The sequence below is a fragment of the Streptococcus pseudopneumoniae ATCC BAA-960 = CCUG 49455 genome (assembly GCF_002087075.1).
Classification (GTDB): domain Bacteria; phylum Bacillota; class Bacilli; order Lactobacillales; family Streptococcaceae; genus Streptococcus; species Streptococcus pseudopneumoniae.
The window spans coordinates 160,961-175,764 of the sequence record NZ_MWSM01000019.1; the positions used below are offsets into that span (position 1 = coordinate 160,961).

The following is a 14,804-nucleotide window of genomic DNA, read 5'->3' on the forward strand; positions in this document are numbered from 1 at the left end:
CGTTTCTCTATTATCTCTTGATTTCTTCCATGACATAGGCCTCAATCACATCATCCATCTTAATATCATTGTAGCCGTCGATCATCATTCCACCTTCACGGCCGTTTGTAACTTCCTTAACGTCGTCTTTATAGTGTTTCAAGCTTGCGAGTTCACCATCATAGATAACGACACCATCACGGATAACACGGACTTTAGAGTCACGGGCAACCTTACCGTTGATAACCATAAATCCACCGATAGTTCCCACTTTAGACACCTTGAAGGTTTCACGAATAACTGCTTCACCGATAACTTTTTCTTCGAATTCTGGATCAAGCATCCCTTTCATGGCTTCTTCCATCTCTTCGATAACCTTATAGATAATGCTGTGGAGACGAATTTCCACATCGTCAGCTTCTGCTTGTTGACGAGCTTGTGGTGTAGGGCGTACGTTGAAACCAACGATAAAGGCATTTGAAGCTTCGGCAAGGGTCACGTCAGATTCATTGATAGCACCGACCGCTGAGTGGACGATGGTCACTTTGACACCTTCCACATCGATTTTCTGAAGTGATGCAGAAAGGGCTTCAACAGAACCTTGTACGTCAGCCTTAATGATAACGTTAACAGACTTGAGTTCACCAGCTTTAAGGGTATCAAAGAGGTTTTCAAGGCTAACACGTTGGGTAGCTTGACGTTGTTTCATGAGGGCACGTTTGGCACGCTCTTCACCTGCTGCACGCGCAGATTTTTCATCTTCGTAGACAGCAAAGTGGTCACCCGCCATTGGCGCTTCGTTCAAACCTGTGATTGAAACTGGCGTTGATGGACCTGCTACCTTAACACGACGACCAAGGTCATTGGTCATAGCACGGACACGACCGAAGGTATTTCCGACAACGATTGGGTCTTGAACATTCAAGGTACCTTGTTGAACAAGAAGGGTTGCGACCGCACCTTTTCCTTTATCCAAGCGCGCTTCGATAACTGTACCGATCGCACGCACTGTTGGGTCTGCCTTGAGTTCTTGAATTTCAGCTACAAGAAGGACTGTTTCCAACAATTCTTCGATGTTTTGGTTGAATTTAGCTGAGATTTCAACAAATTCAGAATCTCCACCCCAAGCAGTTGACATAACTCCATGCTCTGCCAATTCACCGATAACGCGTTCTGGGTTAGCACCTGGTTTATCAATCTTGTTGATAGCTACGATGATTGGAACATTGGCCGCTTTTGAGTGGTTGATGGCTTCGATAGTCTGAGGCATAACCCCGTCATCTGCCGCTACGACCAAAATCGTAATATCGGTAACAGAAGCACCACGCGCACGCATAGATGTAAAGGCCGCGTGTCCCGGTGTATCAAGGAAAGTAATCTTCTTGCCATTTTCCACGATTTGGTAGGCACCGATATGCTGAGTGATACCACCTGCTTCACCTGTCGCAACACGAGAATTACGAAGGGTATCTAGGAGTGTTGTTTTACCGTGGTCAACGTGTCCCATGATAGTTACAACTGGTGGACGCTCAACCAATTCATTTTCATTGAGATAACCATCTTCGACAAAGAAACGTTCGATGTCAGCATTATCCACTTCAACCTTTTGTTTGGCTTCGATACCGTAATCCACCATGAGGAGTTCGATGGTTTCCCCATCCAAGGATTGGTTTTGTGTGGCCATGACACCCATCATAAAGAGTTTCTTAACGATTTCAGCTGGTTCACGTTTGATACGTTTTGCGATTTCCGCAACGGTCATACCATCTGTATATTCAAATTCTGTTGGCAATTCATGGAATTTACGCTCCGTAACAGGTTTTGGAGTCTGATTACGGTTGTTCTTGTTATTGCCTTTTTTGTTCTTTTTGTTCTTTTTGTTATTCCAGTTACTATTTCTTTGATTTCTCACTTGATTTTGACTACTTCGATTCTTTTGTTGTTTTCTAGGACCATCTTCTTCGTGATCGAAATCATCACGTTCTTTGTCTGGTCGAGCTTGTTTTTTACGACGTGTATCCACTGCAGGTTCTTTTTTCTCAGGGACGACTTCAACCACTGCTTGAACTTGCTGTGCTTGTTGCGCTTGTTCAGCTAACTTAGCCGCTTCTTCAAAGATTTCCTCTGGTTCCTTGCGTTTGTTAGCTTGAGCCAAGGCTTCTTTAGCAGCCTGATACTGCTTGAAACGTTCCTCACTTGAACGTGCATATTCAGCATTTTGCTCTGCTTTTAGGGCTGCTGCACGGGCTTTAAAGTCAACACGTGGAGCCGCTTGATTTGGACGTTTATCCTCTTGTTGACGGCGTTCATTTCCTCGATTTTGCTGACCTTGCTGTTTCTTAGCTTGATCATTAAAGCGACGATTATCGCGGTTGCCTTGACCTTGTTTTCCACCATTGCGACCGTCGTTTTTCTGACGGTTTCCGTTTTGTTGTTGGTCACGGTTATTGCCCTTATTTTGCTTGCGTCGTTCTGCCTGTTCTTTGGCACGAGCTTCACGCTCAGCCTTGAAATTACGACTTTGCGGTTTAGCTGCTACTTTTTCTGTTTTCGGAGCGACTGGCTCAGCAGGTTTTGCCTCTTCCTTAGCTACAGCTGGTTTAGCTGGCTCAGATTTTTCGGCTTTCTTTTCTGCACTTACTTTTGGTGCTGCAGGTTTTGCTTCTACTTTCGGAGCAGCTGCAGGCTTAAAGCTGGCAGCAATTTTTGCAGCGACAGCTTCTTCCACACTTGATGAGTGGCTTTTCACATCCAAGCCCAACTCTTTTGCACGCGCTACAACTTCTTTACTTTCTTTTCCAAGTTCTTTTGCGATTTCGTACAATCTTTTCTTAGACAAATCATGTCCTCCTCTTCTATTCCATAAGAGACCTCATTTTCTTTGTAAATCCAGCATCTGTTACAGCCAAAACCTTTCTCGATTTCCCGACTGCTATGCTTAATTCCAGTGTTGAAAACACGGTTACAATTTCCACTTGATAATAATGACTTTTATCTTGAATCTTCTTGGTCAGATTGGGTCCAGCATCATGAGCTAGAAAGACCAACTTGGCCTTGCCGTCTTGAATGGCCTTGACCACCAATTCTTCACCCGATATAATCCGCCCTGCTCGCTGAGCAAGTCCCAAGAGATTACTTATCTTTTGCTTATTCAAGTCCTAACTCTCTTCTTTTCACTTTGTGATCCACATAAGCGATCAACTCGTCATAAAAGCTTTCTTCCACTTCCATGCTAAAGCTGCGGTTAAAGACCTTCTTCTTTTTCGCCTCTAGGGCTTCTGCATTGTCTAGTTTGATATAAGCGCCGCGGCCATTGGCCTTGCCCGTAGGATCAATAAAGACTTGTCCTTCCTTGTTCTTGACAATGCGGAGCAAATCACGCTTATCAATCACTTCGTTAGACACAACAGACTTGCGCAAAGGGATTTTTCTTGTTTTCATCTTTCCCTCCTCTAGCAGCTTTTATTCTTCTACAGTATCGTTTTCTACTTCCAACTCTACTGAAGCAGCGTCTTCCATGGCTTCAAATTCGCTAGCAGACTTGATATCGATACGGTAACCAGTCAAGTGAGCCGCCAAGCGCACGTTTTGTCCACGACGACCAATGGCAAGAGAAAGCTTGTTATCTGGAACAACCACCAAGGCACGTTTGCTGTCGTTTTCATCAAAGATAACTTGGTCAACCTCAGCAGGAGCGATGGCATTGTAGATAAATTCAGCTGGATCTGCTACCCACTCGATAACATCGATATTTTCTTCGATTGGTACCATGCGGTCATTTTTAGCATCGTAACGAGCTGGGTGGAATTTGCTAGTAATCTTCTTGATATTAGCACCACCACGTCCAACGATTGTACCGATAGCATCCACGTTTGGATTGTGGCTACGAACAGCAACCTTCGTACGGTCACCTGCTTCACGAGCCACGCTCATGATTTCAACAGTTCCATCATAAACTTCTGGAATTTCTTGCTCCATCAAACGTTTGATCATTTCTGGATGGCTACGGCTAACAAAGACGTTCACACCACGAGGGTTGTCTTCAACCTTGTAAACATAAACTTCGATACGATCATGAGAAGCAAAAACTTCTCCAGGAATTTGGTCTTGTTTTGACAATTGGGCTTCGATGCTACCAAGGTTGACATAGATAAAGCGGTTGTCAAAGCGTTCTACTGTACCAGACATGATTTCTTGCTCATGTTCTTTGTAAGTATTGTAAGTGATGGCACGTGTTTGCTTGCGCATTTTTTCCATGATGGTTTGTTTGGCAGATTGGGCTGCTACACGACCAAACTCAGCTGGTGCTTCTTCAAACTTGATTTTGTCTCCAAGTTCATAAGCTGAATTAATGGCAAGAGCATCTTTCAAGCTGATTTCCAAACGGCTATCAAATACTTCATCAACAACTTCACGGACAGTATAAACTGTAAAGTCACCTGTTTTTTCGTTGAAGTCAATAGCTACGCTGTCTGACTGACCATAGCGTCTGCGATAAGCGGAACGAAGCGACTCTACTACTGCGTCGATGATGTCTTCTTTTTTGATTCCCTTGTCTTCTTCCAAAATGCGGAAGGCCTCTAGCATTTCTTTACTCATGTTTTCTTCACTTTTGAATCCTCAAAAGCTATCCTTTCTTTTTCTATAATTTAACTGCTAAACGTGCTTTTGATACTAAACTGTATGGAATTTGGACGGTTTTCTTACGCGTCTTGTCCATATATTCCATAGTCAACTCGTCCTCTTCGAAGGCCAACAAGGTTCCTTCAAAGACCTTTTGCTTATCGATGGCTTGGTAGAGCCCGACATGGATGTATTCCCCAACTGCTCCAGCAACGGCATCCTTGGTTTTTAAAGGACGTTCCAAACCTGGACTGGTGATTTCTAGGAAATATTGTTCTGGGAAGGGATCTGGCTTGATGGTATCTAGGACAGGACTGATCATTTCTGTCAAGTCTGCCGTGTCGTTCAAGGTAATTCCTTCAGGTTTATCTACAAAAATACTGAGAATCATGTCACTGCCAATCTTTCCATACTCGATATCCACGAGCTCGAAAGGAGCTTCTATGACAGGTTCTACAACTTCTCTGACTAATTCTACGATTGTTGCGATTGCGTCCACCTCCTCATAAGCAAGAGGCGAAGATATTTCCCCGCCTCACTTTTCATATTCTTACTCTTAGTATATCACATTTGCTAACTTATGTAAAGCAAAAGCACTTATACAGCCTGATTTCAGGCTATTTCTTAAAATTCTACCTCAACTCGGTAGATAACTTGCCCCTTATTGGAGAATTTTTGCTCGTATTCTGTCATGACATTGCCTTCAAAATCACTGACATGTAAGTCTAGCCAGACACCATTGAGCTTCATGCCATACTGAGAAAAGCTCACTAAACTGTACTCAAACAAGCCACGGTTATCCGTCTTGAAATGAATTTCTCCATTTTCAGGCAAGATACGTTTGAAGGTATCCAAGAAGGTCTTGTAGGTCAAACGACGCTTTTCATGGCGTTTTTTCGGCCATGGATCTGAAAAGTTCAGATACAAGCGATCAATCTCACCGTCTTCAAAGTAGTCGGTCAAGTCAGAACCATCTACCCACAAGAGCTTGATGTTAGGCACTCCAACTTCAAGAACCTTGTCTAAAGCATAGCTTAAAACAGACTTTTGAATATCAATCCCGATATAGTTGATGTCAGGGTTCTGCTTTGCCATACCTGAAACAAAGGCACCCTTCCCACTTCCAACTTCCACATGAATGGGATTGTCATTGCCAAACAAGTCCCGCCATTTCCCCTTGGCTTCCAAGGGATTGAGGACCACATACTGGGGATTTGCCTCTAGTAATTCTGTCGCCCCTTTACGATTTCTAACTCTCATCTTCTCTTTCCATACTTGTCTCGGAAGTGACGCAAGCCATGAATCTCCCGATTAACATTTTCTAAATCTTGGTTCATATAATACTTGGAAATCTGGCTCAAGTAAGACAATTGACCGTACCAATACAATTTAGTTAATACCGTTTGATTGTACTTATAGCCGTAGTAGGTCAACCATTCCTTCCACTGATGTTCTGGAATATAATGGCAGAGCATATGGGCCACATCCAACATGCGATCGGTCAAGCGAACCGAATCCCAATCTACCAAATAAATCAAGCCACTATCTGTCTCAATCCAATTACTATGTCGTACATCTCCATGGACAATGGTCGCATAGTCCTCTCTAAATCCTGGAATAGTCTGACGTAAATCAGCCATCACTTCACTGATAAAATGATTTTTACGCAAAGCATCTGGAGCCGTTTCTTGCCAAGACTGTAGTAAATCTACAGGTGTTTCCATGGCATAGCCCAAACGACTCAACTGTGTCATCAACGGACGTGAGCGATGAAGACGGGTTAAAATATTGACAATTTGCTTACGATTCATATCATAGGGGGTCAATATCTTGCCTGTCAACCATTCTTGAGCACACATATCACGCCCATCTGCCAAACGGCGACTCCATAATAACTGTGGAGCAATTTGTTCTCTAGCTAGACCAGGTAGGATTGGAGAGGTGTTCATTTTTACAAAGATGCGCTTCCCATCAGGATAGCTACCCATATAAGCCTTGCCACTTTTCCCAGGTATGGGAGTCAGTGTTAGCTCATTATCACCCAAATCCATTTCTTTCCTCCGTATAAAGTTTCCTTACTATTCTACTAGTTTTTGGCCTATTCGTCAACCGCTCCACACCCGATTCTCAAAGAAAAGCCTCTGGATTGGCTTGGGTATCATTATAGAAAGAAAAAGGCAAGCACCGTCTTCTGCTTACCTTTCATGATTTTTATAAATAATATAAGAGTGGCCAAGCATTGTAAAACATGTGAACTAGAGTAGAAACCCATAGGTTTTGGCTCTTTTTATAAGCAAATCCCAGTAACAAGCCCCCAAGTAGATAAAAAATAAACGAAGGGACATTAGAAGGACCATGCATAAAAGAAAAGAGAGAGGAAGTTAGCACAAGCCCTAACCAAGAATTGTCAAAAACCGCACCTTGAAGAAGTCCTCTGAAAATGAGTTCCTCCTGGATGGGGCCAAAAACTGAGGAAGTCAAAATCAAAGACAGAGAAATTCCTCTGCTGACTTCCGCCAAGTGTTGAACTCCTGCGCCAGAAGAAATAGCGAAGAAATGAATATAAACCAGCGTCTCAAGTACACTTAGAAGAAAGATTGCAATGAAAAGCAAAAGGTCTTTCTTGCTTAACATCCCAAAAGAAATCATATCAAACTTTCTAGCATAAGCAACGCTCAGCGAGGTTACTAGAAGACTTACAAGAATCAATGCAAATTCATTTTGAAAAAAGTCCCCATGGTTAATCGTATAAGGAACTGTAATGACGATTATTAGTACTAAAAATCCAAAGCACAAGGCATGAAATTTATCAAAAAACTCCATAAAATTATCCTCCTCACCAAACAGACTTCCTACGCGTTATTCTTTAGTTCTAGCCTTTCCAAAACAAACCATTTGAGTAACCAAAATCCGACCACATAACCACCCCCTAAAAAGATAGCCATTAAAGATAGCATGGGGTTTAGGAAATTAAAGACCACCGCAGATACAAAGGTTAGCACAAAAACATTAAAGGCAATGGTGTCAGAAGCCAAGACTAGAATATAGGGTGTCAACCAGTCTAAGGTTTTGGAATCTAGGAAAAATAAGCGTTTATACATGATAACCTCCTCTATGGCTGAAAAGCAAGCCTTTTGCTTTTTTTACCCCAAGACCCTATGTAGAAAAGTCAGCAAAAACGGGAAGGTCGCTACAATATTATTGATCACATGCACCGCATAGGATGGATAAATACTCTTGGTATAGCGGGTCAAACCGGCAAAGATGATGCCAAATGTCGCAAAGACGAAAATATCTAACAGACTAGGTAAGTTTGAAAAATGAGGAAGAGCAAACAAAATGGAAGGAAGAAGCAAATCAAGGCCAAATCGCGAATGCTTAAAGAAGGCGTGTTGAAGTAATCCCCTATAAATCAACTCTTCCATTAGTGGAGTCAGGAAAAACAGGGTTACATAGATACCTAGCTCAGCAAAGTTGGTCCCACTATAACCGATCAATACGGCCCAACCTTCAGCAGTTGACTGAACATGTTTAGCTATCTGAACGTTAAAAGAGATCTGGAGCACTAGCACTAATACTGTCAAAATCGAATACCAAAGCCATTTTTTTCTTGGAATGTGAAAGAGATAACCATGACCTGTCTTAACCAGAATCCAAATCATGACTCCGCTAAATAGTAAACTCAAGATATTTTGAATCCAGACGAAATTGCCAATCTGGGAAGAAAATTGCCAATAATTTTGGACGATAAGCGTCAGCTGAGAAAGACCAAATACGAAAAATAAGTAAGAGAAGACTGCACTTATTTTGAATAGAAGTTGATACTTTTTCATAGAAATTCTTCCTCATTTCTTGTATTTCAGCCTATATTCCACATAAATGAAAACCCGCTCCTATATAACCACGGTCATGATAACCGCGCGGGCAGTAACCACTTACTGGAAAAGGACCTGAATTTTTTAATATAGGAGGGTAAGAACCGAATGGACTTACCTGATTAGCGTACCCTCTATAAATATCAGATACATCCCCACCCTCTATACGAGCAAGCATTTCATTATCCATAACTGCAAATTGTGACATCATTTTTGTATCCATGACGAATATCTCCTTTTTTATGTTTAATTTTTGTCCTGTTGCAACCTTAACAATGTTAGTATACTACTATTTTTTGAAATTTTCCATCCAAATCATAAATAGTCATCAAAACATCTTGAGGCGTTAAAATAGTCGAAAAAGAAAGCATTTCAGAAATACTTTACCTTTTACCATTCATTTCATATACAATTATAATCTTTTATATATAAAATAAATACACCTATCTTCTCATTCTTATCTACAGGCAAATTCTAGCCATATATTATTACAAACAAATAGTATCATTGCACCTGTTTACCATCTATTTTTATTTATGAATTTTTTGTTTCACTTTAATCATTACAGAAGTCATAAAAAACGCGACAGCCAGCCGAAGCAGTTGGTAACTTTCTTCCTCTCCTGTTTTCGGTAATAATTTTTCATTCGAAGTAATAGATTTGCTTACATAATCAGTCCCCTTAACATCAGTTGAAGGAGTTTTATTTTCTTGAGCAACATCAAAAATAGGTTTAGGAGTTTCCAATTGATTCTTATTCTCTAACATTGCTAAATTGTCAGATTGAGTAGTTTTAGCTTCAGAAGTTGAGTTTGTACTCTTCACTTTCCCACTATTTTCACTATTAGAATTGGGATTAACATTGGATATTTTCATTTCAGTTCTTTTTTCATCACTCATACCTTTGCTGTCACTTACAACTTTATCACTAATATTCATGCTGTCACTTCTAGTATTCTCATCACGGACACTTTCAGTTACTGTTTCCTCAGAAGATTTCACTGTCTCCGTTTGCTTAGGTGAGTTTCTCGAGTACATATAATCATACACCTGTTGTGCAGTTGCTCCGCCACCAACCCATCCAGATGTCGGATGTCCATTTCTTAAATACAAAATTGTTGGTGTTCCTGGAATACCGACTTTTTTAAATAGAAACTCTCTCGCTTCCTCATCAAAATCCTTACCATCCAAATCATAATACTCTAACTTCTTTTCAATCAAGTTATTAAATTCTTTCAATTCAGGAGAAAATTGACGACAATGAGAGCAAGTTTTTCTACCAAAATAAATAGTATGTTCCAATTGATCCTCTGTAAAAGATTGACGAACAGCTTCAATATCTATCTTTTTAAAGTCCGTAACATTGTTCTCATATTCTTCTGGAGTTACAACAGAAGGTTTATGCTCCACCTTTTCCTTAGCCGATGGCAAATCTGGTGCCACAACAGAACTATCATTCGCCTGGATAGATGAAGTAGTAGGATGTTCTTCTGCATATACAACACCCGTAGTAATAGATGCAAATACAAGTGGTACAAGTAATAGCGATTTTATATTTTGTTTCTTCATAAGAATACTCCTTTACATTTGTTATCTTTATCTTACCTTATTTAAGATTACAAATTCATCTAAATCTTAAATGGTCATCGAAACATCTTGAATTGCAAAAACTTCATTATAAAAGAGTAAGTATTGCGAAAACACTTACCCTTTTCTTTTATACTTCATTAAGCTCTACTTTTTATAATACTTCAAGCCCCAAATGAGTAAAAACATGACAATCAAGCAGAGAATATCACCAATATAGGCGATTATTTGTTGGTAGAATTTTCCTGCTGTGATACTTCTATACAAACAAATAATAGACATAAAACCTGTCAAGCCGACGAACATGAGTTGATTGGTTCTAGGACTAACCAAATCATCATTTACGTATATTTAAGAGCATTTCTTTTATGTTAATGTATGTTAGCACTGAAAAGCAAGACAGGCCAATAATATTTAAAATGAACAGTAATGGGTTTAAGTCTCTAAAAAAATTAGCCACTGACACTATAAGAAATACTAACAATACTATAGTCGAAACTATTTTTTTCTTATCCATAATTATTCACTCCATTCCAAGTCAGTCCATCTTATCAACGAAGAGCGATTTTTAACAGAAGGTAGCAGCACCCGTTGCACCTCCACCCCAAAAACCAGCAGCCGCTCCAGATACAGTACCAATGATAGGTAGCGTTACAGTGCCCACAGCACCACCAGCAACTCCTCTAGTCAATGCACCTCCAACTACACCGAGTCCACATTTTATCCAACCGCCACCTTCAATACAAGCAAGCACATCAGTATCCATAATCTCAAATTGTTCCATCATTTTTGTATTCATGACAAATACTCCTTTTTTATTTTTAATTTTTGTCCTGTTGCAACTTTGACAATTTCAGTATAGCACTATTTGTTAAAGTTTTTCATCCAAATCTTGAATTGTCATCGAAACATCTTGAATTGTAAAAAAATTAAAAAAAGCAAGCATGAAAAACATACTTTCCTCTTTATATTGTCTTGATACCGACTTGTTGGTAAACTTTTCACCCTGCTATCCCATATCACTTTGACAGACGAAATAATATTAAAGAAACTCCCCTGTAAATTAATCTAGCAAATACAGGGGAGAAATTGATTCTTTAGAAAGTACTATCCTTATTCTTTTTGGGAGATTTTGAAAATATTTTTCTAATTAAATCATCCATATAGGGGCCTAACATACCAACTACTAAACCAATAATAAAACTTTTAAAATCCATAATTACCACCAACATGTGGCTGCATAAGCTACACCTCCAAGTATAGCTCCTCCTGCAGCACCAGCTGCTGCACCTTGCCATGTTCTTGTTTTAATTCCTAGCCGAAGACCTCGTGCTACTCCTCCTCCAACACCTGCTTTGGCAAAATCTCCCCAATTGCATCCGCCACCTTCAACGCAAGTAAGCATATCAGTATCCATAATCTCAAATTGTTCCATCATTTTTGTATTCATGACAAATACTCCTTTTTATTTTTAATTTTTGTCCTGTTACAACTTTGACAAGTTTAGTATATCATTGTTTTTTAAAATTTTTCATCCAAATCTTGAATTGTCATCGAAACATCTTGAATTGCAAAAACTTCATTATAAAAGGGTAAGTATTGCGAAAACACTTACCCTTTTCTTTTATACTTCATTAAGCTCTACTTTTTATAATACTTCAAGCCCCAAATGAGCAGAAGCATGATGATTAAGCAGAGAACAGCGCCAATATAAGCGATTAGTTGTTGGTAGGATTCTCCTGCTGTGATACCTCTATACAAACAAATAATAGACATAAAGCCTGTCAAGCCGATGAACATAAGTTGATTGGTTCTAGGACTAACCAAATCATCATCTTCAAACTTTCTTATCCTCATTTCCCTAGTGAGATAAACAGTAACCAAAATAGAAGCCAAGTTAATAACCACTAAAAGAAATTGGAAAACTACGGAAAAATTTAAAAACTGACGAGATAGAAATAGATAAGTAGAAACAACCAAAGGTATCTGACCAAACAACAATCTTACTAAGAATGCATTGCGTTTTGTTGCAAATATTGTGTTCATTACTATCTCCTTTCCTATGCTAACAGGTAAGTGCACCACCAATCCCACCTAGTACAGCACCAATTGCTCCTGTTCCTATAGCATATGGTCCCAATAGAAATGTCGAACCATAAGTTGTTGCATACCCATCAATTGCGCCATACGCAATCCCTGCTCCACAAGCAATTGTTCTTCCCCAATCAATATCTCCACCTTCAACGCAAGCAAGCATTTCATTATCCATAACAGAAAATTGTGACATCATTTTTGTATCCATGACAAATACTCCTTTTTTATTTTTAATTTTTGTCTTGTTGCAACTTTGACAAGTTTAGTATATCATTGTTTTTTAAAATTTTTCATCCAAATCTTGAATTGTCATCGAAACGTCTTAAATTAGCTTTTTTATTTAAAACTACCTCTAAATTTTTTTAAAAAGATAATTTCTAATCACTTTTTTTACCATTCAGGAACTTTCAATGACTATTCAAGATTTCATAAAATATGAACTTATTTTTATGGCATAATATACCTATCTACTATATGAAAGGAATTGCCAATGACTTCTTATAAACGTACATTTGTTCCTCAAATAGATGCTAGAGACTGCGGTGTTGCTGCCTTAGCCTCGATTGCTAAATTCTATGGTTCAGATTTTTCTCTAGCTCACTTGAGAGAACTTGCAAAGACCAATAAAGAAGGAACGACTGCTCTTGGCATTGTAAAAGCCGCTGATGAAATGGGCTTTGAAACAAGACCTGTTCAAGCAGATAAAACTCTCTTTGACATGAGTGATGTCCCCTATCCATTTATCGTTCACGTTAACAAAGAAGGAAAACTCCAACATTACTATGTTGTCTATCAAACAAAGAAAGACTATCTGATTATTGGTGATCCTGACCCTTCTGTAAAAATCACTAAAATGTCAAAAGAACGCTTTTTCTCTGAATGGACTCGAGTAGCTATTTTTCTAGCTCCCAAACCCAGCTATCAACCCCATAAAGATAAAAAAAATGGTCTACTAAGCTTCCTTCCTCTGATTTTCAAACAAAAATCTCTCATTGCTTACATCGTTCTCTCAAGTTTATTGGTCACGATTATCAATATAGGTGGTTCTTATTATCTCCAAGGAATCTTAGATGAATACATCCCAAATCAGATGAAATCAACTTTAGGAATCATCTCAGTCGGTCTGGTTGTAACCTATATCCTCCAACAAGTCATGAGCTTCTCCAGAGATTATCTCCTAACCGTTCTGAGCCAGAGATTAAGCATTGATGTGATTTTATCCTATATTCGCCATATTTTTGAACTTCCTATGTCTTTCTTTGCGACACGTCGTACAGGAGAAATCATTTCACGGTTCACAGATGCCAACTCTATTATAGATGCCTTGGCTTCTACCATTCTCTCTCTTTTTCTGGATGTTTCTATTCTGATTCTTGTAGGGGGAGTCTTACTGGCACAAAACCCTAATCTCTTCCTTCTTTCTCTTATTTCCATTCCTATATACATGTTCATCATCTTTTCTTTTATGAAGCCTTTCGAAAAAATGAACCATGATGTCATGCAAAGTAATTCTATGGTTAGCTCTGCCATTATCGAAGATATCAACGGGATTGAAACTATAAAGTCGCTCACGAGTGAAGAAAATCGCTATCAAAATATAGACAGCGAATTTGTAGATTATTTGGAAAAATCCTTTAAGCTCAGTAAGTATTCTATTTTACAAACGAGTTTAAAGCAGGGAACAAAATTAGTTCTGAATATCCTTATCCTATGGTTTGGCGCTCAATTAGTCATGTCGAGTAAAATTTCTATCGGTCAGTTGATTACCTTTAACACACTTCTTTCTTACTTTACAACTCCTATGGAAAATATTATCAACCTCCAAACCAAACTCCAATCTGCGAAGGTCGCTAATAACCGTTTGAACGAAGTCTATCTAGTCGAATCTGAATTTCAAGTTCAAGAAAACCCTGTTCATTCACATTTTTTGATGGGCGATATTGAATTTGATGACCTTTCTTATAAGTATGGTTTTGGACGAGATACCTTAACAGATATTAATCTCACGATTAAACAAGGAGATAAGGTTAGCCTAGTTGGAGTTAGTGGTTCTGGTAAAACAACTTTAGCCAAAATGATTGTCAATTTCTTTGAACCCTACAAAGGACATATTTCCATCAATCATCAGGATATTAAAAACATTGATAAAAAAGTCTTGCGCCGTCATATCAATTACCTACCCCAACAAGCCTATATCTTTAATGGCTCTATCTTGGAAAATTTAACCTTGGGCGGTAATCATATGATTAGCCAAGAAGATATTCTAAGAGCTTGTGAATTAGCTGAAATCCGTCAAGACATTGAAAGAATGCCTATGGGCTATCAAACTCAGCTCTCTGATGGAGCTGGTCTATCAGGAGGACAAAAGCAACGAATAGCCCTCGCTCGTGCTCTTTTAACTAAAGCTCCTGTTTTAATACTAGACGAAGCCACTAGCGGTCTTGATGTCTTGACTGAGAAAAAAGTTATAGATAATCTTATGTCCCTAACTGATAAAACCATTCTCTTTGTAGCCCATCGTCTCAGTATAGCCGAACGAACTAACCGTGTCATTGTTCTTGACCAGGGGAAAATCATTGAAGTTGGTAGTCACCAAGAGTTAATGCAGGCGCAAGGCTTCTACCATCATCTGTTCAATAAATAAGGA

The 14,804-nt window shown here is 39.2% G+C and carries 19 protein-coding genes; 1 reads left to right on the plus strand and 18 read right to left on the minus strand.

Annotated features, from left to right (window positions below; all coding sequences use genetic code 11):
• Positions 1-10: 10 nt before the first annotated feature.
• The 18 genes from infB to B4W83_RS05690 all read right to left on the minus strand — a co-directional run bounded on the left by infB (position 11) and on the right by B4W83_RS05690 (position 12,365).
• Positions 11-2,818 carry a translation initiation factor IF-2 gene (gene infB, locus B4W83_RS05600; protein WP_000039198.1) on the minus strand — a complete coding sequence of 936 codons (2,808 nt, stop codon included), beginning with the start codon at positions 2,816-2,818 and terminating at the stop codon, positions 11-13.
• Positions 2,819-2,834: 16 nt separating this feature from the next.
• A complete protein-coding gene (locus tag B4W83_RS05605; protein WP_001041390.1) occupies positions 2,835-3,134 on the minus strand; it encodes a YlxQ-related RNA-binding protein in 300 nt (99 codons plus the stop codon).
• A complete protein-coding gene (gene rnpM / locus B4W83_RS05610; protein ID WP_000857562.1) occupies positions 3,127-3,420 on the minus strand; it encodes an RNase P modulator RnpM in 294 nt (97 codons plus the stop codon). The genes B4W83_RS05605 and rnpM overlap by 8 nt, the downstream gene beginning before the upstream one ends.
• 21 nt (positions 3,421-3,441) lie before the next feature.
• Complete coding sequence (nusA, locus tag B4W83_RS05615) at positions 3,442-4,578, minus strand: transcription termination factor NusA (RefSeq protein ID WP_000032273.1); 1,137 nt, start codon at positions 4,576-4,578, stop codon at positions 3,442-3,444.
• Positions 4,579-4,621: 43 nt separating this feature from the next.
• On the minus strand, positions 4,622-5,101 hold the full coding sequence (gene rimP, locus B4W83_RS05620; protein ID WP_007284956.1) for a ribosome maturation factor RimP: 480 nt from the start codon (positions 5,099-5,101) through the stop codon (positions 4,622-4,624).
• 125 nt (positions 5,102-5,226) lie between these two features.
• Complete coding sequence (gene trmB, locus B4W83_RS05625; RefSeq protein ID WP_001266097.1) at positions 5,227-5,862, minus strand: tRNA (guanosine(46)-N7)-methyltransferase TrmB; 636 nt, start codon at positions 5,860-5,862, stop codon at positions 5,227-5,229.
• A complete protein-coding gene (ccrZ, locus tag B4W83_RS05630; protein ID WP_000363008.1) occupies positions 5,859-6,653 on the minus strand; it encodes a cell cycle regulator CcrZ in 795 nt (264 codons plus the stop codon). The genes trmB and ccrZ overlap by 4 nt, the downstream gene beginning before the upstream one ends.
• A 160-nt stretch (positions 6,654-6,813) precedes the next feature.
• Positions 6,814-7,425, minus strand: coding sequence for a CPBP family intramembrane glutamic endopeptidase (locus B4W83_RS05635; protein ID WP_000394033.1), 612 nt, complete (start codon positions 7,423-7,425; stop codon positions 6,814-6,816).
• Positions 7,426-7,454: 29 nt separating this feature from the next.
• On the minus strand, positions 7,455-7,703 hold the full coding sequence (gene blpZ, locus B4W83_RS05640) for an immunity protein BlpZ (protein ID WP_000278083.1): 249 nt from the start codon (positions 7,701-7,703) through the stop codon (positions 7,455-7,457).
• A gap of 42 nt (positions 7,704-7,745) precedes the next feature.
• Positions 7,746-8,435, minus strand: a complete 690-nt coding sequence (locus B4W83_RS05645; protein ID WP_000760519.1) for a CPBP family intramembrane glutamic endopeptidase — start codon at positions 8,433-8,435, stop codon at positions 7,746-7,748.
• A 31-nt stretch (positions 8,436-8,466) separates the two neighbouring features.
• Positions 8,467-8,700: a ComC/BlpC family leader-containing pheromone/bacteriocin gene (locus B4W83_RS05650; protein WP_000379956.1), complete on the minus strand. Its 234-nt coding sequence runs from the start codon at positions 8,698-8,700 to the stop codon at positions 8,467-8,469.
• A 307-nt stretch (positions 8,701-9,007) separates the two neighbouring features.
• Positions 9,008-10,045 (minus strand): DUF6568 family protein, encoded by a 1,038-nt coding sequence (locus B4W83_RS05655; RefSeq protein WP_000744512.1) that lies wholly within the window; start codon positions 10,043-10,045, stop codon positions 9,008-9,010.
• Between the two features lie 165 nt (positions 10,046-10,210).
• Positions 10,211-10,396, minus strand: coding sequence for a hypothetical protein (locus B4W83_RS05660; protein WP_078156111.1), 186 nt, complete (start codon positions 10,394-10,396; stop codon positions 10,211-10,213).
• 235 nt (positions 10,397-10,631) lie between these two features.
• Positions 10,632-10,862, minus strand: coding sequence for a bacteriocin class II family protein (locus B4W83_RS05670; protein ID WP_001093252.1), 231 nt, complete (start codon positions 10,860-10,862; stop codon positions 10,632-10,634).
• A 298-nt stretch (positions 10,863-11,160) separates the two neighbouring features.
• Positions 11,161-11,280 carry a PncF family bacteriocin immunity protein gene (locus tag B4W83_RS05675; RefSeq protein ID WP_007284953.1) on the minus strand — a complete coding sequence of 40 codons (120 nt, stop codon included), beginning with the start codon at positions 11,278-11,280 and terminating at the stop codon, positions 11,161-11,163.
• A gap of 2 nt (positions 11,281-11,282) precedes the next feature.
• Positions 11,283-11,513: a bacteriocin class II family protein gene (locus B4W83_RS05680; RefSeq protein WP_001093251.1), complete on the minus strand. Its 231-nt coding sequence runs from the start codon at positions 11,511-11,513 to the stop codon at positions 11,283-11,285.
• A 191-nt stretch (positions 11,514-11,704) separates the two neighbouring features.
• Positions 11,705-12,109 (minus strand): hypothetical protein, encoded by a 405-nt coding sequence (locus B4W83_RS05685; protein WP_001092061.1) that lies wholly within the window; start codon positions 12,107-12,109, stop codon positions 11,705-11,707.
• 19 nt (positions 12,110-12,128) lie between these two features.
• A complete protein-coding gene (locus B4W83_RS05690) occupies positions 12,129-12,365 on the minus strand; it encodes a Blp family class II bacteriocin (protein ID WP_000379959.1) in 237 nt (78 codons plus the stop codon).
• Between the two features lie 282 nt (positions 12,366-12,647).
• Here B4W83_RS05690 and blpA point away from each other — a divergent pair, with 282 nt between their 5' ends.
• The gene (blpA, locus tag B4W83_RS05695) at positions 12,648-14,801 is read left to right on the plus strand and encodes a peptide cleavage/export ABC transporter BlpA (protein ID WP_000205164.1); all 2,154 of its coding nucleotides are present in this window, start codon (positions 12,648-12,650) and stop codon (positions 14,799-14,801) included.
• Positions 14,802-14,804: the final 3 nt, after the last annotated feature.